The following is an 11,705-nucleotide window of genomic DNA, read 5'->3' as shown; positions in this document are numbered from 1 at the left end:
AGCCGCTTATTTTTGTCCCGGGTTTCAGGTCATGCTAGAAGAGCTTAACGCCAAAGAAAAATACAGTTTCAACAAACTGCAGAAGCGCCTGCGGCGCAACGTAGGTCAGGCCATCGCCGACTTCAACATGATTGAAGAGGGTGACAAGGTCATGGTGTGCCTGTCCGGCGGCAAGGACAGCTTCGCCATGCTCGACATTCTGATGAGCCTGAAGGCCAGCGCCCCCATCCACTTCGATCTGGTGGCGGTCAACCTGGATCAGAAGCAGCCCGGTTTCCCCGAGCACGTGCTGCCCGAATACCTGAGCACCCTTGGCATCGACTTCAAGATCGTCGAAGAAGATACCTACGCCATCGTCAAGGAGAAGGTACCGGAGGGCAAGACCACCTGTGCCCTCTGCTCCCGCCTGCGCCGCGGTATTCTCTACCGCACCGCTCAGGAGCTGGGTTGCACCAAGATTGCCCTGGGCCACCACCGCGACGACATCCTCGAGACCCTGTTCCTCAACATGTTCTACGGCGGCAAGCTCAAGTCCATGCCGCCCAAGCTGGTGAGCGACGACGGCAAGAACGTGGTGATCCGCCCGCTCGCCTACTGCAAGGAGAAGGACCTGGTGCGCTATGCCGAGGTCAAGGCCTTCCCCATCATCCCGTGCAACCTGTGCGGCTCCCAGGAGAACCTGCAGCGCCAGGCCATCAAGCAGATGATGCAGGAGTGGGATCGCCGCTTCCCGGGTCGTCTCGAGACCATGTTCACCGCCATTCAGGACGTGATCCCGAGCCACCTGCTCGATCACAAGCTGTTTGACTTCAAGAGCATCAACCGCGACTCCGGCATCATCGACGGCGGCGACAAGGCGTTTGATCCGCCCGAACTGCCCAAGGCACCGCTGCTGGACATCGACGAGATGGACATGCTGGACGTGATTGAGGTGCGCTAAGCCCTCACCATCACCAATGAAAAAAGGAGCGCTAGGCGCTCCTTTTTTATTTTTATGCCGGCCAGCTGGCAGCCCGGAATCAATCAGCCCTTGTGCAGCCAGGGGGTCAGTCGCAGGATCTCTCCCTGCAGCTGCAGCTTGCCCTCGGCAAACTCCGCCAGCTGGGCATTGCTCAACAGCAGTTGTCCCTCCTGCCAGGGCAGCGGCAGCTGGCGGGCACCATCGATGAGGTAAGCGGTGCCGTTTGGCTGCACCAAACTGACCCTCACCCCCGTCATCTCGGGCAGGAAATATTTGCCGACCACGCCGGCCAGCTTCTCCAGCAGGCTCTGCATGTCGTGCTGGCGCCCTGTCAGCTCGCTCACCTTGAGCTCCCACCGACTGTCTGCCGGCGGCGGCACGTCAGCCATCACCTGCACCGACAGATCGCAGGCTGCATGAGGCTCGGTGAGCCCCACCACCACGCTTGCCTTGTCGAGATTCAGGTCGTCGTCATAGGGCAATCGCAATTCGCTGTCGATGGTCACCTCAGCCATCACGTCCCGATCCAGGGTCGAGACCCTGGCCGAAGTGAGCTGGCAGCGCCGGCCATTTTGCGGATCGGTCAGATAAAAGCCCAGCCTGGCGTGGCCAAACTCCCCCTTGGCGAAGGTCTTCATCTGGCTGTAGAAGGTGCCGTACTGCAGTTCGAGGGAGGGCTGCGCCACTGCCAGCATGGGCGCCATCAGCAGCGCGGCCATCCCGTATCGATTGTTCATATGCCATCCTTTTGCATCACGCATCTGCACGCGCCGCTATCTGTTGCTGTTGTCTGACGCCCTGCATACCCGTCAGGCGTTGAAATGATCGGGGCCCTGGCTCACCTCGGTCACTTCGACCGCCACCCCGCACAGATCCCGGTAGAGGATCCCCTTGCAGTTGAAATAGAGCGGCGCCACCCAGATAAGCCCCAGCCCCATGGGGATCAGCGCCAGGAAGAAGAGCGCCATCATCACCCCGTGCAGCAACACTATGCTGGGCCAGCCGCGGGCAAACAGCTTGAGGGAGACCAGGATGGCCTGCGCCGGCGACAGGCCGCGCTCGAGCACCAGCGGTACGGTAAACACCAGCCCCATGCCGATCAGGGCCGACGGAATGAAGGCCAGCATCACCGGCAGCCCCACCAGCTCGAACAGCGGGCCGAACAGGCTGGTGATGAGGCTGCCGAGCAGGCTCAGGCTGCCAAGGCGCAGGAAGTGGCGAAAGAAGTCGAACACCTGGCTCGGCCGGGCACGCACCCCCACCGACTGCTGCAACCCCAGCATGTCGAGGGAAGAGGTCATCGGCGACATGATGACGGTGATGAGCAGGCTCAGCACCAGGGCCACGTCCATTCCCCCTTCCTGATTGACATAGGGGGCGAGCAGGGTGTTGCTCAACAGTATCCAGATAGCCGTTACCCCGACGATGGCCAGCAGCAGGCCGAACCCGGTGCGCCGTGTCTGTTGCCAGCTCTCCTGTAATACCCCCTTGAGGTCGAGACGATATCCCTGGCTCAGGGACTGTTCGAGGGAACCACCTATCCGCATTTTGTTACTCAATTGACTATCCAACATCCGAAAGACCGCTATTCAGGGAGCACATTATAGCGATTTGACCCGGTATGCGTAGCCGTTTTTCCCGCGCGGCTGTGCTCAAAAAGCCTTTGATTTCATCAGCCCCCATAGTCCAGGCCAGGATCCCCTCCTTGGCCGACGGCCACCAGGGGCGTAGGATGCCAGGCGACAGTGCGGATTTTTTTGCGCGCCCCGCCCCACCCGGGATCACAGGGGACACGCGCTTCACAAGGAGATGTTCATGTCTGATTTGACCCTCTATCTCGCGCCCGGCACCTGCGCCATGGCCGTGCGTATCGCCCTCACCGAAGCCGGTGCCCCTCACGTTGTCAAACGGCTGGATCTGGCGGCCGGCGAGCAGCACTCCCCCGCCTATCTGGCCATCAACCCCAAGGGCCGAGTGCCGGCTCTTGTCACCGAGCACGGTGTGCTCACCGAAACCCCGGCCTTGCTGCTCTATGTGGCGCAGCGTTTTCCCAATGCCGGGCTGGCACCGCTGGACGACCCCTTCCTGCTGGCCCGCATGCAGGAGGTGCACGGTTTTCTCGCCGCCACCGTGCACGTCGCCCACGCCCACGGCCGGCGTGGTAGCCGCTGGGCCGATGACCCGCAGGCCATCGCCGCCATGCAGGCCAAGGTGCCGCACAACATGCGTGAGGGCTTTGCCGAGATAGAGCGCCACTATCTGGCCGGCCCCTGGGTACTGGGGGAGCGGTTCAGCCTGGCCGATATCTACCTGTTCGTGGTGGCGAGCTGGCTCGAGGGCGACGGGGTGGCCATCAGCGACTTTTCCAAGGTCACGGATCACTATCGGCGCATGCTGGCACGCCCCGGCGTGCAACAAGGGCTCGCCCTCTAATTCCTCTCGTTGCGGGTGCCAGTGCTCTTCTGGCACCTTTTTTCCCCGCTTTCCCCTCGCCATTGAGATCGTTTTCACATTTCTGCCATCTCCTGGTGGATCCAGAACGCCTGAACGCCTATCTTCCACTTCATGACGCAACCGGTTGCGTAACCGGTTGCCTAGCTAACATCAGATACGCGGGCATAGCCTGCCGAGGTGCTGTATGAAACGAGGCGTACTGCTCAATGCTCCCCTGAGTGCCCTGGTGGCAAGGATGGGCCACACCGACGAGATCACCGTCTGCGATGCGGGCCTGCCCATTCCGGCGGGCCCCGAGCGCATCGATCTGGCGCTGATGGCGGGGACGCCGAGACTTGGCACCGTGCTGACCGCCCTGCTCACCGACCTGGTGGTGGAGAAGGTGATCATGGCTAGCGAGATCAAGCAGATCAGCCCCGCCGCCCATCAGGCGCTGGTGGATCAGCTGGAGGCGCACGCCGCCGCCCAGGGCAAGCCCATCACCATCGAGTACTGCCTGCACGAAGAATTCAAGGCTCGCTCCCACCAGAGCAAGGCCATCGTGCGCAGCGGCGAAGTGACCCCCTACGCCAACCTCATTCTCTGCGCCGGCGTGGCGTTTTAAGCCTTTTCAAGGAATCAGCCATGAGTACAACCCCCTCGCCCATTCTGTCGCTCACCGGGATCGTCAAGACCTTCCCCGGCGTGCGGGCGCTCGATGAGGCAGGCCTCAAGGTCTACCCGGGTCAGGTAATGGCCCTGCTCGGCGAAAACGGCGCTGGTAAATCCACCCTGATGAAGGTACTGACCGGCATCTATCAGGCCGATGCCGGCAGCATCAGCTATCGCGGTGAGCCGGTTCACTTTAAAGGGCCCCGCGACTCCCAGGATCAGGGGATCAGCATCATCCACCAGGAGCTGAACCTGCTGCCGGAGCTCTCCATTGCCGCCAACATCTTCCTCGGCCGCGAACCGCGTACCCGCTTTGGCAGCATCGACCACAAGCAGCTGCGCGAACGGGCAAGCACCCTGCTGGCACGACTTGGCGTCAAACACGGCCCGGATACCCGGCTCGGGAGTCTCTCCATCGGTGAACAGCAGATGGTGGAGATCGCCAAGGCGCTGTCGTTCGATGCCAGCGTCATCATCATGGACGAACCCACCGATGCGCTGACCGACACCGAGACCGAGCAGCTGTTCAAGGTTATCCGCGAGCTGCGTGAGCAGGGCTGCGGCATCGTCTACATCTCCCATCGCCTGAAAGAGATCTTCGAGATCTGCGATCGGGTCACTGTGCTGCGCGACGGCAAGTGGATCGGCGAGCAGGCGGTGAGCGAGCTCGACGAAGACAGGATCATCGAGATGATGGTGGGCCGCCGACTGGAAGAGCAGTACCCGCGTCTGGTGCGCGAGCTCGGCCCGGTCAGCCTGCAGGTCAAGGATCTGGCCGGCCCCGGCGTGCGCGGGGTGAGCTTCTCCCTGCGTCAGGGTGAAATTCTGGGCTTCAGCGGCCTGATGGGATCCGGCCGCACCGAGCTGATGAAGCTTATCTACGGCGCCAGCCCCATCAGCGCCGGCCAGGTGTCGGTGGATGGTCACGCGCTGGTCCCCAGAAGCCCGGCCGATGGCCTGACCGCCGGCATCGCCTACATCTCCGAGGATCGCAAGGGCGATGGCCTGGTGCTGGAGCTGTCGGTGCGCGAAAACATGAGCCTGTGCGCCCTCGGCGAGTTCATCCGCGGCGGCAAGATTGACGGCCAGGCCGAGCGCCAGGCGGTGGGCGACTATGTGCGCCTGTTCAACATCAAGACCCCGAGCCAGGACCAGCTCATCAAGCTGCTCTCCGGTGGCAACCAGCAGAAGGTGGCCATCGCCAAGGGGCTGCTGACCCGGCCCAAGGTCCTCATCCTGGACGAACCGACCCGCGGCGTGGACGTGGGGGCCAAGAAGGAGATCTACCAGCTCATCAACCAGTTCAAGAAGGAGGGGATGAGCATCATCCTGGTCTCCTCCGAGATGCCGGAAGTGCTCGGCATGAGTGACCGCATCCTGGTGATGCACGAAGGGCGCATCAGCGCAGAGTTCAATACCCGGGACGCCAATCAGGAGAAACTGATGGCGGCCGCCGTCGGTAAACAGTGGCAAGCAGAGCAAGAGGCAGCACAATGACAACCCAAACCCTTCCCCGCCGCGGCATCATGAGCAAGGCCTGGTGGATCGAGAATAAATCGCTGGTGGCCCTGCTGGTGCTGATCGGCGTGGTCTCCTTCCTGAGCCCGAACTTCTTCACCGCCGACAACCTGCTCAACATCCTGCGCCAGACCTCGGTCAACGCCATCATGGCGGTCGGCATGACCCTGGTCATCCTCACCGCCGGCATCGATCTCTCGGTCGGCTCGGTACTGGCCCTGTGCGGCGCCCTGGCCGCCACCATGGTGGCCATGGAGCTGCCCATCATGCTGGTGATCCCCCTCACCCTGGGGGCCGGCGCCCTGCTTGGCGGCATCAGCGGCCTCATCATTGCCAAGGGCAAGGTGCAGGCCTTCATCGCCACCCTGGTCACCATGACCGCCCTGCGCGGCGTCACCATGGTCTATACCGAGGGGCGCCCCATCTCCACCGGTTTCAGTGACGGCGCCGATCACTTCGCCTGGCTGGGTACCGGTTACCTGTTCGGTCTGCCGGTGCCCATCTGGTTGATGGCCATCGTCTTCCTGCTGGCCTGGTTCATGCTCAACCACACTCGCCTGGGTCGCTACATCTATGCCCTGGGCGGCAACGAATCGGCCACCCGCCTCTCCGGCATCAATGTGGACCGGGTGAAGCTCGCGGTGTATGGTCTGTGCGGCATGCTGTCGGCACTGGCCGGGCTCATCGTCACTTCCCGCCTCTCCTCCGCCCAGCCGACCGCCGGCATGGGGTACGAGCTGGATGCCATCGCCGCCGTGGTGCTGGGTGGCACCAGCCTGATGGGGGGCAAGGGCCGCATCATGGGTACCCTGATCGGGGCGCTCATCATCGGCTTCCTCAACAATGCCCTCAACCTGCTCGACGTCTCGTCCTATTACCAGATGATCGCCAAGGCCAGCGTGATTTTGCTCGCCGTGATGATCGATAACAAAAGCAAGTAAGCACACACAAGGAATGAAATGATGAAAAAGCTCAATACCCTGCTCGCTGCCGCCATCATGTCCGTGCTGGGCACCGCCCAGGCCGCCGATCACACCCTGGCCATGGTGGTCTCCACCCTCAACAACCCCTTCTTCGTCACCATGAAGGAAGGGGCCGAAGCCAAGGCCAAGGAGCTTGGCTACGAGCTGGTGGTGCTGGACTCCCAGAATGACCCGGCCAAGGAGCTCTCCAACATGGAAGATCTCACCGTGCGCAAGGTCAACGCCATCCTGATCAACCCGACCGACTCCGAAGCGGTGGGCAACGCCATTCGCCTCGCCAACAAGGCCAACATCCCGGTGCTGACCCTGGACCGCGGCGCGGCGCAGGGTGACGTCAAGGCCCACATCGCCTCCGACAACGTGGCGGGTGGCAAACTGGCCGGCGATTTCATCACCCAGAAGCTGGGTGCCGGTGCCAAGGTGATCCAGCTGGAAGGGATCGCCGGCACCTCCGCCGCCCGTGACCGCGGCGAAGGCTTTGCCCTGGCCGTGGCCGCCAACAAGCTGGAAGTGCTGGCCTCCCAGCCCGCCGACTTTGACCGCACCAAGGGTCTGAACGTCATGGAGAACCTGCTGGCCGCTCACCCGAGCGTGCAGGCGGTGTTCGCCCAGAACGACGAGATGGCGCTGGGTGCCATCCGCGCCGTGCAGGCCGCCGGCAAAGAGGTGATGATCGTCGGCTTCGACGGCACCGACGATGGCAAGGCCGCCGTGGCCAAGGGTAAACTGGCCGCCACCGTGGCCCAGCAGCCCGCCCTGATTGGCGCCATCGGCGTGGAAACCGCCGACAAGGTGCTCAAGGGCCAGCCGGTGGAAAAATCCATCCCAGTTCCGCTGCAAGTGGTCAGCAAGTAAGTTGATGGGGGGAGGTTCGCCTCCCCCTTTTCACTCAAGGTTTACGGTGCCTCCCGGCCTGGATCCGGCTTTCGTGTCCATGCCAAGATGCATCAGGAGTACTCAACATGAATCGTCTCGTCGTTCTGGGCAGTGTCAATGCAGACCACGTGCTGCGCGTTCCCCACTTTCCTCGCCCAGGTGAAACCCTGACCGGCCACAGCTATCAAGTGGTGCCCGGTGGCAAGGGCGCCAACCAGGCGGTGGCCGCCGCCCGGTTAGGTGCACAAGTCTCCTTTATCGCCCGCATCGGCGATGACGCCATTGGCCACCAGATGAAGACCGGCTTTGCTAAAGACGGCATCGACGTGAGCGCCGTCGAGCTCGACCCCAAGCTCCCCACCGGGATCGCCATCATCTATGTGAGCGATGAGGGGGAGAACAGCATCGGCATCTCAGCCGAAGCCAACGGCGCCCTCACCCCATCCGTGGTGAAAGGCCATGAAGCGATGATCGCCGATGCCCACACCCTGCTGCTGCAGCTGGAAGTCCCGCTGGAGAGTGTGCTGGAAGCCGCCCGCCTGGCCCGTGCCCACGGCACCCGGGTGGTGCTCAACCCCGCCCCCGCTCGCCCGCTCTCGAGCGAACTGCTGGCACTGGTGGATCTCATCACCCCCAACCAGACCGAAGCCGAGCTGCTGACCGGCGTCAAGGTCACCGACGAGGCGAGCGCGGCAAAGGCTGCCGCCCGTTTCCACCAGATGGGCATCGAAGAGGTGATGATCACCCTGGGATCGCAAGGGGTCTATTGCAGCAAGGGGCAGCAACAAGCGCTCATCCCGGGTTTTCGGGTGAAAGCAGTGGACACCACGGCGGCCGGCGATACCTTCAACGGCGCCCTGCTGGCGGCCGAGCTCGCCGGCGCCGACTTTAACGCGGCCGTGCGCTTTGCCCACGGCGCCGCGGCGCTCTCCGTCACCCGGTTTGGTGCCCAGAGCTCCATCCCGAGCAAGCAGGAGGTCGACGCCTTCCTGCTTGAGCAGACTGCGCAGGGGCACTGATGGCCAATATCAAGGATGTGGCGGCGCTGGCGGGGGTGTCGACCACCACTGTCTCCCACGTCATCAACGAGACCCGTTTCGTCGCCGAGGAGACCCGCGAGCGGGTCTTCGCCGCCATGCGCGATCTCAACTATGCCCCGAGCCTGGTGGCCCGCAGCCTCAAGGTGAAGGAAACCAACAGTATCGGCATGCTGGTCACCACCTCCAGCAACCCCTTCTTCGCCGAGGTGGTACGCGGGGTGGAGCGCTACTGCTTCGAGCAGGGCTACAACCTGATGCTGGGCAACACCGAGGGGCAGGCCGAGACCGCCCTCTCCTACCTCAAGATGATGCTGCGCAAGCGGGTCGACGGTCTGCTCATCATGTGCAGCGAGGGACAGCAGGAGGTGTTCAACCAGCTCGACTGGCTCAAAAGCCTGCCGGTAGTGGTGATGGACTGGGGGATGGAGAGTGCCGACGTGGACCTCATCGCCGACAACTCCCATCGCGGCGGCTATCTGGCGACCCGCCACCTGCTGGGGCTGGGTCACACCGCCATCGGCTGCATCACCGGCCCTCACAGCCGCGCCCCCGCCAACCAGCGGCAGGCGGGCTTCGAGCAGGCGATGCAGGAGGCCGGGCTCACCGTCAATCCGCACTGGGTTCAGGAGGGGGACTTTGACTGCGCCAGCGGCCATCAAGCGATGCGCCGTCTGCTGGCGCTGCCCGAGCGTCCCAGCGCGCTGTTCGTCTGCAACGACATGATGGCGATGGGGGCCATCAGCGCCGCGCATCAGGCGGGACTGGTGATCCCGCGGGATCTCTCCATCGTCGGCTATGACAACGTGGCGCTGGCCGAATTCATGTCGCCGCCGCTCACCACGGTCAACCAGCCGAAAGAGGAGCTGGGCCGCCTCGCCGTCACCCGGCTGCTGGCACGCATCAACGGTGAGGTGCTGGCGGACCACCTGATCACCGTCGACCCAGATCTGGTGATCAGAGATTCCTGCGCCCCCCGCTCCTGACATACACGTACAATAAAAAAACAAGGCGACCCTAGGGTCGCCTTGTTTCGTTTCATCTTTGCTCAGCTCAATCCTTGCTGGCTCTCAGGCCAGCTGCCTTGCCTCACCGCCCGCCAGCACCTGCAGTTGCACCAGCCCCAGTCGCCGGGCCAGCGGCTGCAACAACTCGCCATGTTCATCATCCTGCGGCAACCAGTAGCGCACAGGCCAACCGGCCGCCAGCTGCGCCGGGGTGGCGCTGCCAATGTCTCTGAGCGCCAGGGTGCAACCCTGCTGCCGCAATCCCGCCAGCAAGGCAGTATCCGGTTGCAGTGCCGGCACCAGCAGCACCAGCGGCGTGCGAGATGTGCCCGGCAGACAGGCCAGCACCTGGGCCAGCTGAGCCTGGTTGTCGAGCGGGACCAACAAGGCACGACCATCGCCACGCAGCGTCTCGTGCGCCTGCAGCAGCCGGGCCAGCACGGGGCCCAGCACGCCGCACTCCTGCAGCCAGCGCATAGGACAGGGCGTGCCCTGCTCTTGCCAGTAGAGCGCCAGTTGCCACAGGCCGTTGCCCTGTTCATCCGTCATCGCCTGCAGTGCCACCCGCAGCGGCGCCGGCTCGCGCCCGGCCAGCCAGTCGCGCAGCTGATGCAGCTGGTGCTGGGTCAACTGCAACTGCTGCAGCATGGCCGGCGCAAACCAGCTGATATCCCCCTCCTGGCTGCGCTTGGCCTGATTGAGAGCCAGGATGGCCTGATCCAGCAGCCGGCCGGCATCTTGCTGCTGCGCTCTGGCCACCCCGAGCCGGCAGGCCAGCTCGAAGCTGCACTCCCGGGTCACGAACTCGAAGTGGAGCAGGTTCATCAGCTGGTGGATGCGCGCTTCCAGCGTCCCGTCCGCCGTGGTCAGCACCACGGCGAACTCGTCACCACCGAGCCGGTAGGCGTGACTGCCGTGGGCCTGCTGCAGCTTGTCGGCCACCGTCTGCAACAGCCGATCACCGACCTGATAGCCGAGCAGATCATTGACCTGCTTGAAGCGTTTGAGATCGAGCACCACCAGGGCGCTCACCTCGCCGGCATACAGGGCGCGGGAGAGCTGCTCCTGCAGGGCCCGGCGGTTGCCAAGCCGGGTCAGGGGGTCGAGCAGGGCGAGCCGGCGATTCGCCAGGTTGGCACGAATGAGGGCGGCCACCAGGGCGCCGCCGGTCAGCAGCAGGATCAGCTGCCAGATCTGCAGCCAGAACAGGCTGCTGCGGATCTGGCTCACCGAACGTTCCCGCTCCTGACCGGAGAGGATTTGGTTGCCTATCTGCTCGATGAGCCGGGTCTGGCTGGCGATCGCCTCCTGCAGGCGGGCGAGTTGGGCCCCTTCCCGCAGCTCCCCTGCCGCCATCTGGGGCTCGAGCCGCTTGATCTGCTCGAACAGTCCGGCCAGCGCCCTGCCAAGCCCGTGCCGCTCACGCGCCTCGGCGGTTTCACTGCTGATGAGAAAGATGTCGAGCCGGTTCCACAGCAGATCGTAATCGAGGCTCAGGGTCTCCATCTCCACTTGGCCGACCCGATAGAGCCGCAGATCGGCGAGAAAACGCTGGGATTCGAGCATCACCTGGCTGATGTTCCAGTGGATGTTGCGGTAGAAGGTATCGACCAGCTGCTCCTGGCGATGCTGCAGATAGAGGCTGCTGCCCGACGAGAGCAGAAACAGCAGCGAGACCGCCACCAGCAGCAGTTTGTGGCGGGATAGCCCCATCAATCGACGATCTCGATGCGGGTCACCTGCCACACCATGCAGTTGTGGATGGCGGGCACGTCCAGTTTGGGATAGCTGGTAAACGGGATGAGCAACCAGAGCGGCCCCTTGTTGCGCCGGATCAGCGGCTTGCCGTCCTCCGCACGCACCAGGGTCAGCGGCACGCCGTCGAACAGGGCCAGATCCACCACCTGTTGATAACCGTTGAGGGCCGAGACGGCGATCTTGCGGGCATCCTGGATCCCTTGCGCCGCCAGCACGGTTGCCAGGGTCGGCCCGCGATAGTGGTGGGCGCCCTGGGTCCAGGGGGTGGTGGTGGTAAACTCGGTCTGTGGCAAGGCGGAGAGGGTCGCCTCATCGAGGGCCACTGGCTGGCCGTCTGGCAACACCAGGGTCATCAGGGAGGCCTGTGCCGATGCGCCAGCACAGGCCAGCATCAGGAGGGAAAAAGCGATCCATTGCTTGAGAGTGATCATGTAAGTTGCGCCAACTGCGTCCCATTTTT

Annotated in this window: 12 protein-coding genes; 8 read left to right on the top strand and 4 right to left on the bottom strand. The window is 63.6% G+C overall.

What is annotated here, in order from left to right; all coding sequences use genetic code 11:
- Window positions 1-31 precede the first annotated feature (31 nt).
- Window positions 32-940 carry a tRNA 2-thiocytidine(32) synthetase TtcA gene (ttcA, locus tag AB5Y95_RS05895; RefSeq protein ID WP_005300763.1) on the top strand — a complete coding sequence of 303 codons (909 nt, stop codon included), beginning with the start codon at window positions 32-34 and terminating at the stop codon, window positions 938-940.
- 83 nt (window positions 941-1,023) lie between these two features.
- Here the strand turns inward: ttcA and AB5Y95_RS05890 are convergent, their stop codons facing one another.
- Together AB5Y95_RS05890 and AB5Y95_RS05885 are read right to left on the bottom strand one after the other, a co-directional pair.
- The gene (locus AB5Y95_RS05890) at window positions 1,024-1,698 is read right to left on the bottom strand and encodes a DUF2987 domain-containing protein (RefSeq protein ID WP_368159984.1); all 675 of its coding nucleotides are present in this window, start codon (window positions 1,696-1,698) and stop codon (window positions 1,024-1,026) included.
- Between the two features lie 72 nt (window positions 1,699-1,770).
- Complete coding sequence (locus AB5Y95_RS05885) at window positions 1,771-2,508, bottom strand: hypothetical protein (RefSeq protein WP_026141063.1); 738 nt, start codon at window positions 2,506-2,508, stop codon at window positions 1,771-1,773.
- A gap of 268 nt (window positions 2,509-2,776) precedes the next feature.
- Here AB5Y95_RS05885 and AB5Y95_RS05880 point away from each other — a divergent pair, with 268 nt between their 5' ends.
- From AB5Y95_RS05880 to AB5Y95_RS05850, 7 genes are all read left to right on the top strand, one after another.
- The gene (locus tag AB5Y95_RS05880; RefSeq protein ID WP_368159982.1) at window positions 2,777-3,394 is read left to right on the top strand and encodes a glutathione S-transferase family protein; all 618 of its coding nucleotides are present in this window, start codon (window positions 2,777-2,779) and stop codon (window positions 3,392-3,394) included.
- Window positions 3,395-3,599: 205 nt separating this feature from the next.
- Window positions 3,600-4,019: a D-ribose pyranase gene (gene rbsD / locus AB5Y95_RS05875; protein WP_368159979.1), complete on the top strand. Its 420-nt coding sequence runs from the start codon at window positions 3,600-3,602 to the stop codon at window positions 4,017-4,019.
- 20 nt (window positions 4,020-4,039) lie between these two features.
- Window positions 4,040-5,563 carry a ribose ABC transporter ATP-binding protein RbsA gene (gene rbsA, locus AB5Y95_RS05870; protein ID WP_368159977.1) on the top strand — a complete coding sequence of 508 codons (1,524 nt, stop codon included), beginning with the start codon at window positions 4,040-4,042 and terminating at the stop codon, window positions 5,561-5,563.
- On the top strand, window positions 5,560-6,525 hold the full coding sequence (gene rbsC / locus AB5Y95_RS05865) for a ribose ABC transporter permease (RefSeq protein WP_368159974.1): 966 nt from the start codon (window positions 5,560-5,562) through the stop codon (window positions 6,523-6,525). The genes rbsA and rbsC overlap by 4 nt, the downstream gene beginning before the upstream one ends.
- Before the next feature lie 21 nt (window positions 6,526-6,546).
- Window positions 6,547-7,422, top strand: a complete 876-nt coding sequence (rbsB, locus tag AB5Y95_RS05860) for a ribose ABC transporter substrate-binding protein RbsB (RefSeq protein WP_010634030.1) — start codon at window positions 6,547-6,549, stop codon at window positions 7,420-7,422.
- A gap of 107 nt (window positions 7,423-7,529) precedes the next feature.
- A complete protein-coding gene (gene rbsK / locus AB5Y95_RS05855; RefSeq protein ID WP_368159970.1) occupies window positions 7,530-8,462 on the top strand; it encodes a ribokinase in 933 nt (310 codons plus the stop codon).
- Complete coding sequence (locus AB5Y95_RS05850) at window positions 8,462-9,466, top strand: substrate-binding domain-containing protein (protein WP_368159967.1); 1,005 nt, start codon at window positions 8,462-8,464, stop codon at window positions 9,464-9,466. Before rbsK ends, AB5Y95_RS05850 begins: the two co-directional genes overlap by 1 nt.
- An 84-nt stretch (window positions 9,467-9,550) precedes the next feature.
- On the opposite strand, the gene AB5Y95_RS05845 is transcribed toward AB5Y95_RS05850, so the two are convergent.
- Together AB5Y95_RS05845 and AB5Y95_RS05840 are read right to left on the bottom strand one after the other, a co-directional pair.
- Window positions 9,551-11,200, bottom strand: coding sequence for a diguanylate cyclase (locus AB5Y95_RS05845; protein WP_368159964.1), 1,650 nt, complete (start codon window positions 11,198-11,200; stop codon window positions 9,551-9,553).
- Window positions 11,200-11,676 carry a hypothetical protein gene (locus AB5Y95_RS05840; RefSeq protein WP_368159961.1) on the bottom strand — a complete coding sequence of 159 codons (477 nt, stop codon included), beginning with the start codon at window positions 11,674-11,676 and terminating at the stop codon, window positions 11,200-11,202. Before AB5Y95_RS05840 ends, AB5Y95_RS05845 begins: the two co-directional genes overlap by 1 nt.
- Between the last annotated feature and the right edge of the window lie 29 nt (window positions 11,677-11,705).

Origin of the sequence: Aeromonas sp. R5-3, from assembly GCF_040908225.1 — a bacterium.
GTDB classification, from domain to species: Bacteria; Pseudomonadota; Gammaproteobacteria; order Enterobacterales; family Aeromonadaceae; genus Aeromonas; species Aeromonas dhakensis.
Note: the sequence above shows the minus strand (reverse complement) of the source record. Positions and strands in the feature narration are given on the sequence as shown.

Bases quoted from the DNA above. Each gene is read 5' to 3' on its own strand.
- ttcA (WP_005300763.1), top strand. From the start codon at position 32: ATGCTAGAAGAGCTTAACGCCAAAGAAAAATACAGTTTCAACAAACTG.
- AB5Y95_RS05890 (WP_368159984.1), bottom strand. From the start codon at position 1,698: ATGAACAATCGATACGGGATGGCCGCGCTGCTGATGGCGCCCATGCTG.
- AB5Y95_RS05885 (WP_026141063.1), bottom strand. From the start codon at position 2,508: ATGCGGATAGGTGGTTCCCTCGAACAGTCCCTGAGCCAGGGATATCGT.
- AB5Y95_RS05880 (WP_368159982.1), top strand. From the start codon at position 2,777: ATGTCTGATTTGACCCTCTATCTCGCGCCCGGCACCTGCGCCATGGCC.
- rbsD (WP_368159979.1), top strand. From the start codon at position 3,600: ATGAAACGAGGCGTACTGCTCAATGCTCCCCTGAGTGCCCTGGTGGCA.
- rbsA (WP_368159977.1), top strand. From the start codon at position 4,040: ATGAGTACAACCCCCTCGCCCATTCTGTCGCTCACCGGGATCGTCAAG.
- rbsC (WP_368159974.1), top strand. From the start codon at position 5,560: ATGACAACCCAAACCCTTCCCCGCCGCGGCATCATGAGCAAGGCCTGG.
- rbsB (WP_010634030.1), top strand. From the start codon at position 6,547: ATGAAAAAGCTCAATACCCTGCTCGCTGCCGCCATCATGTCCGTGCTG.
- rbsK (WP_368159970.1), top strand. From the start codon at position 7,530: ATGAATCGTCTCGTCGTTCTGGGCAGTGTCAATGCAGACCACGTGCTG.
- AB5Y95_RS05850 (WP_368159967.1), top strand. From the start codon at position 8,462: ATGGCCAATATCAAGGATGTGGCGGCGCTGGCGGGGGTGTCGACCACC.
- AB5Y95_RS05845 (WP_368159964.1), bottom strand. From the start codon at position 11,200: ATGGGGCTATCCCGCCACAAACTGCTGCTGGTGGCGGTCTCGCTGCTG.
- AB5Y95_RS05840 (WP_368159961.1), bottom strand. From the start codon at position 11,676: ATGATCACTCTCAAGCAATGGATCGCTTTTTCCCTCCTGATGCTGGCC.